At 36.4% G+C, this 9,882-nt stretch carries 13 protein-coding genes and 1 other annotated feature; of the genes, 2 read left to right on the top strand and 11 right to left on the bottom strand.

Features of this window, described 5'->3' with window-relative positions:
• Positions 1-418: 418 nt before the first annotated feature.
• The 3 genes from argS to murI are packed head-to-tail and all read right to left on the bottom strand — an operon-like array spanning position 419 to position 3,400.
• The gene (gene argS / locus WMO18_RS09850; protein ID WP_367286572.1) at positions 419-2,155 is read right to left on the bottom strand and encodes an arginine--tRNA ligase; all 1,737 of its coding nucleotides are present in this window, start codon (positions 2,153-2,155) and stop codon (positions 419-421) included.
• A gap of 1 nt (position 2,156) precedes the next feature.
• Entirely contained in the window at positions 2,157-2,588 is a 432-nt protein-coding gene (locus WMO18_RS09845) for a YwiB family protein (RefSeq protein WP_022505346.1), read from the bottom strand.
• The gene (gene murI, locus WMO18_RS09840; protein ID WP_211147718.1) at positions 2,588-3,400 is read right to left on the bottom strand and encodes a glutamate racemase; all 813 of its coding nucleotides are present in this window, start codon (positions 3,398-3,400) and stop codon (positions 2,588-2,590) included. The genes WMO18_RS09845 and murI overlap by 1 nt, the downstream gene beginning before the upstream one ends.
• 169 nt (positions 3,401-3,569) lie before the next feature.
• Here murI and WMO18_RS09835 point away from each other — a divergent pair, with 169 nt between their 5' ends.
• Positions 3,570-4,376 (top strand): DUF7674 family protein, encoded by an 807-nt coding sequence (locus WMO18_RS09835; protein ID WP_211147719.1) that lies wholly within the window; start codon positions 3,570-3,572, stop codon positions 4,374-4,376.
• Positions 4,377-4,574: 198 nt separating this feature from the next.
• Here the strand turns inward: WMO18_RS09835 and rplL are convergent, their stop codons facing one another.
• From rplL to WMO18_RS09795, 8 genes are all read right to left on the bottom strand, one after another.
• Positions 4,575-4,949 (bottom strand): 50S ribosomal protein L7/L12, encoded by a 375-nt coding sequence (gene rplL / locus WMO18_RS09830; protein WP_138157198.1) that lies wholly within the window; start codon positions 4,947-4,949, stop codon positions 4,575-4,577.
• A 60-nt stretch (positions 4,950-5,009) separates the two neighbouring features.
• A complete protein-coding gene (gene rplJ / locus WMO18_RS09825; protein ID WP_329979557.1) occupies positions 5,010-5,582 on the bottom strand; it encodes a 50S ribosomal protein L10 in 573 nt (190 codons plus the stop codon).
• 21 nt (positions 5,583-5,603) lie between these two features.
• Positions 5,604-5,734 (bottom strand) — a sequence feature (ribosomal protein L10 leader region).
• A 25-nt stretch (positions 5,735-5,759) separates the two neighbouring features.
• Positions 5,760-6,455 carry a 50S ribosomal protein L1 gene (rplA, locus tag WMO18_RS09820; RefSeq protein WP_367286571.1) on the bottom strand — a complete coding sequence of 232 codons (696 nt, stop codon included), beginning with the start codon at positions 6,453-6,455 and terminating at the stop codon, positions 5,760-5,762.
• Between the two features lie 54 nt (positions 6,456-6,509).
• Positions 6,510-6,935, bottom strand: a complete 426-nt coding sequence (gene rplK / locus WMO18_RS09815) for a 50S ribosomal protein L11 (protein ID WP_022505352.1) — start codon at positions 6,933-6,935, stop codon at positions 6,510-6,512.
• A gap of 100 nt (positions 6,936-7,035) precedes the next feature.
• A complete protein-coding gene (gene nusG, locus WMO18_RS09810; protein ID WP_022505353.1) occupies positions 7,036-7,560 on the bottom strand; it encodes a transcription termination/antitermination protein NusG in 525 nt (174 codons plus the stop codon).
• Between the two features lie 28 nt (positions 7,561-7,588).
• A complete protein-coding gene (gene secE / locus WMO18_RS09805) occupies positions 7,589-7,837 on the bottom strand; it encodes a preprotein translocase subunit SecE (RefSeq protein ID WP_022505354.1) in 249 nt (82 codons plus the stop codon).
• 13 nt (positions 7,838-7,850) lie between these two features.
• Entirely contained in the window at positions 7,851-8,000 is a 150-nt protein-coding gene (rpmG, locus tag WMO18_RS09800) for a 50S ribosomal protein L33 (protein WP_022505355.1), read from the bottom strand.
• 344 nt (positions 8,001-8,344) lie between these two features.
• Positions 8,345-8,911: a PduL/EutD family phosphate acyltransferase gene (locus WMO18_RS09795; RefSeq protein WP_022505356.1), complete on the bottom strand. Its 567-nt coding sequence runs from the start codon at positions 8,909-8,911 to the stop codon at positions 8,345-8,347.
• Positions 8,912-9,016: 105 nt separating this feature from the next.
• Between WMO18_RS09795 and WMO18_RS09790 the strand changes: the two genes are divergently transcribed.
• Positions 9,017-9,607 carry a uracil-DNA glycosylase gene (locus WMO18_RS09790; RefSeq protein WP_022505357.1) on the top strand — a complete coding sequence of 197 codons (591 nt, stop codon included), beginning with the start codon at positions 9,017-9,019 and terminating at the stop codon, positions 9,605-9,607.
• The last annotated feature ends 275 nt before the right edge of the window (positions 9,608-9,882 follow it).

Here is a 9,882-nt window from a genome sequence, read left to right as displayed (position 1 = left end):
GTACGCAATTTTTAAATAGTACAGACTTTATAAATTGATACAATTTATAGTAAAAACAAAGGCTCCCTCAGACGAGGTATTCCCTTGCTAAGGGAAATGTCCCGTTAGGGACAAAGGGTTTGCCGTTTTCGCTAGAAAAGCTAGTCATTCGTGAATTGCAGAGCAATTCACTTTTTAAAGAATGACTGAAGGAGGGATAAAACTATAAATTAAATGAATTAATCGGCTACTATCTAATTAACCTACACAACATAATCATCTCCACAACCCTAATTTGTTATAGTGATTTATGATTACTTATATTTTTGGTTATACAAAAGGCAAAAGCAGACCCATTATTGAGTCTGCTTTATTATAGGTAATATAATTTTTTAATTCTAAATTTTAGGTATCTTTAGAATAACGACTTAACAACAAATTACATTGAGTCTGGGCAAGAAATGTTGAACATTGTTAGAACATTCTTAATAACTGTCTTAACTGCAACACAAAGAGCAAGTCTTGCCTGAGTTAGCTTTTCGTCATCGCCCTTAACTCTACAAGCATTGTAGAACTTATGGAACAATGTTGCAAGAGTTGTAACATAGCGAGTAATCTTTGTTGGGTCATAGTCCTTAGCAGCAGAGATAATCTCATCTTCAAATGATGCTAGGTGGCTGATAATATCAATTTCTTCAGGAGCAGTTAGCACATCAAGGTCACTTTCTGAACAATCCTTTGGTGTGATACCGTCCTTTTCAAGAGCCTTTAGAATTGAGCAAATTCTGGCGTGAGCATACTGAACATAATAAACAGGGTTTTGGTTATCTTCTTTAACTGCAAGGTCAAGGTCAAAGTCCATCTGACTGTTAGCCTCTCTTGTGTTAAATAAAAATCTAGCTGAGTCAACAGGTACTTCTTCAAGTAGGTCGGCAAGTTGAATTGCCTTACCTGTTCTCTTACTCATCTTTACAAGTTCACCGTTACGAACCAGCTTAACAAGTTGCATTAGGAGAACATTTAGCTTGTCACCATCATAACCGATAGCATCCATAGCACCTTTCATTCTCATAACATGACCATGGTGGTCAGCACCCCATACATCAATAAGTGTTGTGAAACCTCTGTCAAACTTATTTTTGTGGTAAGCAATATCAGCAGTAAAATATGTTGGGTTACCGTTTTGACGAATTAGAACATCATCCTTTAGTTCTAGCTTATCAATGTAATCTTGCTTTTTACCTTCTGAAAGAAGCTTCTTTGTAACAACTTCTTTGTTCTTGTACCACACAGCACCTTCTTTTTCGTATGTTAGACCTTTCTTTGTAAGAATGTCAACAACTTCTTTAACTGCACCACTTTTGTGAAGTTCACTTTCAAAGAACCACTTATCATAAGTGATTTTATACTTAGCCATATCACTTTGCATTTTCTTAATATTTCTTGGTAGTGCAAAGTCAACAAGCGCTTTCTTTCTTTCTTCTGATGAAACATTTAGTAGCTTGTCACCGTTTTCATCATTGTATAGATTAGCAAGGTCTGTAATATCTCCACCCTGATAACCGTCTTCCGGGAATGGTACTGTTTCATCATAAATCTGTAAGTATCTGGCTTCCAGAGAACAAGCAAACTTTTCAATCTGATTACCGGCATCATTTACATAGAATTCTCTCCACACATTGTAACCGGCTTTATCAAGAACAGATGCTAGACAGTCACCTAAAGCACCACCTCTTGCATTACCCATATGCATAGGACCTGTAGGGTTAGCAGAAACAAATTCTACCATTACCTTTTCACCTTGACCGTAGTTGCTCTGTCCAAAGTTTTCTTTTTCTTCTTCAACTTCCTTTAGTACCTTACTGTAGTAGCTTTGTGATAGGAAGAAGTTAATGAAACCGGGACCTGCAGTTTCAAACTTAGTAAATAGAGTACCCTCTAAATCAATATTTTCTGTAATAGCTTGAGCAATTTTAAATGGTGGCATTCTAAAAGTTTTTGCTGAAACTAATGCACAGTTTGTTGCTAAGTCACCGTTAGACTTATCGGCAGGTTTTTCAATAATAAATTCCGGAATATCACCCTCAGGTAATGCACCGTTCTGTATAGCTTTATTAATAGCAGATGTAATAACATCTTTCATTTGTTGTTTTGCAAGTGTAGCAGTTTTTGACATATCAATTTTCCTTTACTGTAAGAATAAAACGGTTGTAGCTGACAGTTTCACCATTTAAGTCAAGGCTATAAGCAACATCAAGCTTACCACCGTTATCTGTTAAATTATTGTGTAGCTTTGTACATAATACACTAAACATTAAGTCACCCATTTTTGTTCTGTAATGGCAGTTATGTACCTTGTCTTTTTCTAAGAAAAGTCTTGTTGTGTGGTCACCTTCCCTAAGAATAGAGAGTTTACTGTCATTTACAATTTTAATGGTGTTTAGCGAATAGTCACCCTCAAGCTGACTATCTTCAGAATACTCTTTATATTTTACAATTCTTATGCCATTTTCTTCATAGTATTCACCGGGTGCAGTAAAGGTCATTTCGTCCTTTTCTTGCAGGTTACTTTGAGAGGCATAAAATGTAATCAAATATTTTTTACTCATTAATATTCCTCTATATTTATCTGTTTTACATAGTGGTCAATATTTTGTCCTAAGAAAATTTCAGCAACCTTTTCAAAGTTATCCGGAGTGTCGCTAACATAAAATTCATTTTTGCCTACTTGAGTTTCCGGTGCAAGTAAGTTTTCCCTCTTAAGAACTTTCTTTGCATAATAAGCAGTTTCCATACCACTATCTATCAATGAAACACTATCCCCCATAACTTCGGCAATAACCTCACGCAAAATTGGATAGTGAGTACAACCTAGGATTAGCGTATCAACATTGTTTTCTTTTAATGATGCAAGGTATCTTTCTACTGTAAGGTGTACAATAGGGTCATTTTTATCAATGAAACCATTTTCAACAAGTGGAACAAATAGAGGACAGTCCTGTTCAAAGACCTTAATTTCAGGGTCTTCCTCAGTCAGTCTTTTTTTGTAGCTATGGCTACCGATTGTAGCACTTGTACCGATAACACCAACTCTTTTATTTTTAGTTGCGCGTACTGCAGTATATACAGTAGGGTTTACAACACCGGTGTATGGGTAGTCTTGAGCTCTCAATAAATCACCGGCTACTGAAGAAACTGTACCACAAGCAGCAATAACCATTTTTACATTGTGTTGTAATAAAAAGTTTGCATCTTGTAAAGCATATTTTTTTATAGTGTCATTACTTCTTGAACCATATGGAACTCTACCTGTATCACCAAAGTAAACAATATTTTCATTTGGCAAAACCTTTATTAACTGCTTAACGGCAGTCAGTCCACCTAGTCCGGAATCAAATACACCAATAGCTCTTTTATCCATTGTAATCTCCTATCAGACTAAAATTCTATAATTTTGTCTTATATATAACATACATATTCATTTTATCATAGAAAGAAGTAACTTTCAAGGGTAAGTCAAGGGAAAAACCTTTGACAAATTCTTATATTCAAGGTATAATTGAAAGACAAGATTGAAAGGATGAATTACCTTGGCAGATAATATTTTAAACAAAGCATTTAGTGCTATTACAGATAAAGTAGAAAAGGCATTGTCACAACAAGGCTTTACACAACAAAATGTAGCCTCTGATGATGGTGAAAAGGTTGCTATGTTTACAAATGGCAGTCTTATTTATTCAGTTATTTATACAGAAAAGGACAACCACCTTGTACTTCGTTCATGTGGTATGACAGAAGAAGGTCCTGATAATGACTGGAAGAATATGGCTACATGGCTATTTGACCCTGAAAGTGACACAATGGCTGATGCTGAATCTATCGGTAAAGACTTTGCCGAAATGCTTGGTGACAAGACTCAGCTAAAGAAAGTTCAACAGGCTAAGAAGAAAAAGAAGAAAAACAAAGATGAAGGTAGTGCTGACCCTGAATTTCTAGCAAAGAGATTTGTAACATTCTTCCCTGAGCTAAAGGATGAAATTAAAGAAGAAGCTGATAACTACTACCCATTTAGAGGTGTTACTTTTACTAAGGAACACATTGTTCCAAAAGTAAAGGAATATATGAAGAACCCTAACAAGAAGCAAGTTGAAAAGTTAGCTCAACTACTTAACCGTCAGTACAACAACGGTGATGCTGATACTCGTTCAATCGTTAATATTGTTATTATTAACTCTCTAACTGATGAACAGTATGACAAGCTTTATGAACACTTTGATGAAGATATGCAGAAGTATTCTAAGGGTGGCAGAAAGTACATTGGCAAAACTGTTAAGCCTGAAAAGGTTAAGAAAAAGAAAACTTCTCGTTTTGCAGAGACACTACAGAATCAGCAATAATCAGTAATATTTGATAACAATATTTTTTCATATCAATAACTCCAAAAAAACCTATCACAAAATTTGTGATAGGTTTTTTCTTGCTTATCTTATTGTAGAGTCCTAATTTGAAAACAGTAAAACTAACAGTCCTAAATTTAAAACAAAAGTAAAAAAGGGACTCTTATGAGTCCCTTAAAAATGCAAGTTAAGACTAAATTACTTTAGTTCTACTTCTGCGCCAGCTTCTTCTAGCTTTGTCTTCATAGCTTCAGCGTCATCCTTAGAAACAGCTTCCTTAACTGTCTTAGGTGCGCCATCAACAACAGCCTTAGCTTCCTTTAGGCCTAGACCTGTGATTTCACGAACAGCCTTGATAACGTTGATCTTGCTTGAACCAGCAGACTTAAGAACAACATCAAATTCTGTCTTTTCTTCAGCAGCAGCTTCGCCAGCACCAGGAGCAGCAACTGCAACTGCAGCAGCAGCTGATACACCAAATTCATCTTCTACAGCGTGAACTAGATCAGATAGTTCAAGAACTGTAAGAGTCTTTAATTCTTCAATAATAGCAGTAATCTTTTCACTAGCCATTTTAATATACCTCCGAAATTTTAAGTTATAGTTATAATTTAAGTTAATTTTGCAGATAAATTATTCTGCAGCTTCTTCTGCTGGAGCTTCTTCAGCATCAGCATTTTCTTTGTCAGCAAGGCAAGCTTCAACGCCACCCTTGTCAACGATAGCCTGGACACCTCTTGCGAATGATGCAATAGGAGCCTGGAATGCACCAAGAACATTTGCAAGTAGAACTTCTCTTGTAGGTAGTTTTGCTAGGGCATCAATCTTGTCCATATCAATAACTTCACCATCAAGGAAACCACTCTTAATTGCAAAAGTATCAATATCCTTAGCATACTTGCTAAGAACTCTTGCAGCACCAGTGTAATCTGTTTCACTTGTAGCAATAGCTGTTGTACCTTCTAGTACGTCTTCTAGACCGGCTAGACCAGCTTCTTCACAAGCTCTACCTAGCATTGTATTCTTAACAACTGTGTACTTAACGTCACATTCACGAAGTTCTTTTCTAAGAGCTGTATCATCAGAAACGCTGATACCTTCGTAGTTAACAACAATACCAGAAACAGAAGCTTTTAGTCTTTCAGCAAGTTCAGCTACTAAAGCTTTCTTAGCTTCTAAAACCTTTTCACTTGGCAATTCTGTCACCTCCGTATGAATTTTTATACGCAGTTCAAAAGAAAACCTCTCCCAGTTTCCGAGGAGAGGCATAAATTACATAGTAATAATTCTCTTCCTCGGTAGGCGATAAACTTACGCATTTCTGCACCTACTGTCTTTAGAACAGCGAAATATATATATTAACTTTCGTTAATAACAAATTAATTAGTTGCCGTACTTTGAAGTAGCAAGCTTAACACCAGGACCCATTGTTGATGTAACAGCAACAGACTTGATGTACTGACCCTTAGCAGCAGCAGGCTTAACCTTAACAACTGCATCCATAAGAGTTTCTAGGTTTTCAGATAGCTTATCTGTACCAAAGCTCTTCTTACCAATTGGGCAGTGGATAATGTTTGTCTTATCTAGACGATATTCAATCTTACCAGCCTTAGCTTCCTTGATTGCCTTAGCAATGTCAGGAGTAACTGTACCGGCCTTTGGATTTGGCATTAAGCCACGAGGACCTAGGATTCTACCTAGACGACCAACTAGACCCATACAATCAGGTGTAGTAACAAGAACATCGAAGTCCATCCAGTTTTCCTGCTGGATCTTCTGTGTCATATCTTCTGCACCAACAAAGTCTGCACCTGCGTCCTTAGCTAGCTGTTCATTTTCGCCCTTACAGATAGCAAGAACTCTAACGTCCTTACCTGTACCGTTTGGAAGAACAACTGCACCACGAACCTGCTGATCAGCGTGACGAGAGTCAACACCTAGTCTTACGTGAAGTTCGATTGTTTCGTCAAACTTTGCTTTTGCAGTCTGTAAACAAAGGTCAAGAGCTTCCTTTGTATCATATTGTTTATTTTTGTCGATAAGCTTTGCGCTATCAACATAATTCTTACCGTGTTTCATTTAAATCCTCCATCATTAGGTGGTCAAACGGATATTCCTCCCACCCGGAATAAATTATTCTTCTACTGTAACGCCCATGCTTCTGCAAGTACCTTCGATCATGCTCATAGCAGTTTCGATTGTTGCAGCGTTAAGGTCAGGCATCTTCTGTTCAGCGATTGCCTTAACCTGTTCTTTCTTAATTGTACCAACCTTCTTCTTGTTAGGTTCGCCTGAACCACTATTTAGATTGATAGCCTTCTTAATAAGAACAGCAGCTGGTGGAGTTTTTGTTACGAATGTAAAGCTGTGGTCTGCATATACTGTAATAACTACAGGGATGATTAGACCAGCATCCTTCTGAGTTCTTTCGTTAAATTCCTTTGTAAATGCTACGATGTTAACACCGTGCTGACCTAGAGCAGGACCAACTGGTGGAGCCGGTGTAGCTTTGCCGGCAGGAATCTGAAGCTTAATGTAGCCGATTACCTTCTGTGCCATAATAAATTTCCTCCTAATTCGTGGTTTATAGTGGGCTTTAGCCCTCCCACTGGGGACACAAAATCCCTCTTATATAAAAAGTAGATTACTAATTATATACTCAGTCTTCTGTTACTGGTTCAACCTGACCTAAATCAAGTTCAACCGGAGTTTCCTTACCAAACATTGATACGATAACTCTTACATAGTCCTTATCAATATCCATTTCTTCTACAGTACCCACAAAATCTTCAAGTGGACCATAAGTGATTCTAACCTCATCACCAACTGAGTAAGAAACTTCAACTGTTCTCTTTTCTACACCCATACGATAAACTTCTTCATCTGAAAGAGGAATCGGTTTACTTGATGGACCGACAAAACCTGTACAACCTCTAATGTTGCGGACTACATACCAAGTTTCATCTGTGTAAATCATCTTTATGAAAACATATCCGGGATAGAGCTTATGCTCTGTTTCCTTTTGTTTGCCATTCACTTCTTCAACAACAGTTTCTGTTGGAACTTTTACATCGTGAATCATATCCTGAAGCCCACGGTTCTCAACAGTTGTTTCAAGAGTTGAGGCAACCTTGTTTTCATATCCTGAATAAGTATGAACAACATACCACTTTGCTTCTGGCATACTAAACCTTCTTTCTCAAAGTTATGCCTTAAGTGTTGGCAGTTTCCATTACAAGATCAAGCAATGCATAAAGACCTCTGTCTACGCCAAAGATAACAAGTCCACAAAGAATGATTACGACAAGAACAATGCCGAAATTTCTTGTTGTGTGCTGCCATGTTGGCCAACTAATCTTTTTACATTCTCCGATACAAGCTCGGAAGTAAGAGATGATTCGTGAAAAGACATTTTTCTTTTTCTTTGTAGCTTTCTTAGAAGCCTTGTTCTTTTCAGCCATAACTACCCTCCGATTACTTTGTTTCCTTGTGCAGAGTATGCTTTTTGCAGAATCTGCAATACTTGTTCATTTCAAGTCTGTCAGGATTGTTTTTCTTGTTTTTCATTGTGTTGTAATTACGCTGTTTGCACTCTGTGCAGGCCATTGTTACTTTTACTCTCATTAACGGCACCTCCCGATTATTCCTATTAGAATAATATAGCCTCCCTCATTGGGGCACAAAAAATAAACCCCTATTCGAGGTAATTAAGATTATATCATATGGCTGTCAATCAGTCAACCTTTTTGTAAAACTTTTTTTACTATTTTGTGATATATTGCAATTTTTTTGCTTTTGCTATATTACTTTACAACATTCTACATATAGTTTTCCCTATTCTATCACACTTTCTCCTATTTTGCAAATTATAATTTTAATATGTTAATAAAAATAAAGGATAGAGAAAGCCCTATCCTTTAGCAAGTTACTTTTAATTTTAAAAAAAGTATGTTATATTAGAAGAAAGATTATTTAATAATCTCGCCGTATACTTCACCAAATGCCATTGCTGCGTTACTTTCGTCAGTATCAATGTGCATTGCAGGAGCATAATTTTCAGAAACACGAACAACAACTTCATCAAAAGTTAGTGAGCGTTCTGTACCCTCAATTTTAACAGAAACAATCTGCTTATCCTCTACGCCACATTCTTTAGCGTTTTCAGGAGTAAAGTGAATGTGTCTTTTTGCAGCGATAACACCTTCAGAAATTTCATATTCACCGGCAGGGCCTACTAGCTTACAACCAGGTGTACCTTCGATACAACCTGATTCTCTAACAGGAGCTGCGATGCCTAGCTTTCTTGCATCTGTAAGTGAAACTTCAACCTGAGTAGCCTTTCTTGTAGGGCCTAGGATTGACATTTTCATTTCACCACGAGGACCAACAACAGTTACCTTTTCAACACAAGCAAACTGACCAGGCTGTGATAAATCTTTCTTGTTTGTTAATGTTGCACCCTTACCAAATAAAGCTTCTAAAGCTTCATCAGAAACATGAACATGGTGTGCAGATGTTTCTACTAATACCTTCATAATATATACCACCAATCAAAAATATTTGGGAATTTTATTTCCGTAATCATATTACACCCATTCGACAAAATTTTCAATATTTTAACGGAATTTTAGGAGAGAAAAATGATAGATAATTGGAATGAATTAAAAGAACAATGTTTGAACTGTAAAAAATGTGGTCTTTGCGAAACAAGAACCAATGTTGTGTTTGGTGTTGGTAATCCAAATGCAGAAGTTATGTTTATCGGTGAAGGGCCGGGAGAAAATGAGGACCTACAAGGAGAACCTTTTGTTGGTCGTGGTGGAAAGCTACTTGATAAGATGCTATATTCAGTTGACCTTTCAAGAGAAGAAAATATTTATATTGCAAATATCGTGAAATGTCGTCCACCAAAAAACAGAGACCCTAAACCTGAAGAACAAGTTGCTTGTACTGACTGGCTAAGAAATCAATATAAACTTATCAATCCAAAAATTATTGTTTGTCTTGGCAGAATTGCATCAGCAAAAATTATTAAGCCTGACATTAAAATCACTAAAGAACATGGTCTTTTCTTTAAGAAAGGTGATGTTTTGATGATGCCTATGTTACATCCTGCTGCTGTACTTCGTGACCCTAGAAAAAGGCCGGAGGCTTTCAGAGATTTTCAGATTCTCAGAGAAAAGATTAAGGAAATCTGTACCGATACATATAAGAATATTGATGAAGAATAATTTTTTATTTTAATTTATTATTTTGCTTGTGCTAATCTAAAAACAATTTAACAAATTAGGGTTTTTCAATTTTGTTTGTGGGTAAAGATAAATTTGATAAATTAGGTTTTTTCAATTTTGATTGTAGGTAAAGGTAAGATTGATAAATTAGAGTTTGTGGGGATGTTTATGTAGTGTAGGTTAATTAGATAGTAACCAATTAATTCATCTAATTTATAGTTTTATCCCTCCTTCAGTCGATTTATAAAAGGTAAATTGCCGTTCCGTCAATTTAC

This window comes from Ruminococcoides intestinihominis (assembly GCF_040096285.1).
Taxonomy (GTDB): Bacteria; Bacillota; Clostridia; order Oscillospirales; family Acutalibacteraceae; genus Ruminococcoides; species Ruminococcoides intestinihominis.
The sequence above is the reverse complement of the archived record's forward strand: the minus strand, read 5'-3'. Positions and strand labels throughout refer to the sequence as shown.

Bases quoted from the DNA above. Each gene is read 5' to 3' on its own strand.
- WMO18_RS09845 (WP_022505346.1), bottom strand. From the start codon at position 2,588: ATGAGTAAAAAATATTTGATTACATTTTATGCCTCTCAAAGTAACCTG.
- murI (WP_211147718.1), bottom strand. From the start codon at position 3,400: ATGGATAAAAGAGCTATTGGTGTATTTGATTCCGGACTAGGTGGACTG.
- WMO18_RS09790 (WP_022505357.1), top strand. From the start codon at position 9,017: ATGATAGATAATTGGAATGAATTAAAAGAACAATGTTTGAACTGTAAA.
- argS (WP_367286572.1), bottom strand. From the start codon at position 2,155: ATGTCAAAAACTGCTACACTTGCAAAACAACAAATGAAAGATGTTATT.
- rplK (WP_022505352.1), bottom strand. From the start codon at position 6,935: ATGGCACAGAAGGTAATCGGCTACATTAAGCTTCAGATTCCTGCCGGC.
- secE (WP_022505354.1), bottom strand. From the start codon at position 7,837: ATGGCTGAAAAGAACAAGGCTTCTAAGAAAGCTACAAAGAAAAAGAAA.
- WMO18_RS09795 (WP_022505356.1), bottom strand. From the start codon at position 8,911: ATGAAGGTATTAGTAGAAACATCTGCACACCATGTTCATGTTTCTGAT.
- rpmG (WP_022505355.1), bottom strand. From the start codon at position 8,000: ATGAGAGTAAAAGTAACAATGGCCTGCACAGAGTGCAAACAGCGTAAT.
- rplA (WP_367286571.1), bottom strand. From the start codon at position 6,455: ATGAAACACGGTAAGAATTATGTTGATAGCGCAAAGCTTATCGACAAA.
- nusG (WP_022505353.1), bottom strand. From the start codon at position 7,560: ATGCCAGAAGCAAAGTGGTATGTTGTTCATACTTATTCAGGATATGAA.
- rplL (WP_138157198.1), bottom strand. From the start codon at position 4,949: ATGGCTAGTGAAAAGATTACTGCTATTATTGAAGAATTAAAGACTCTT.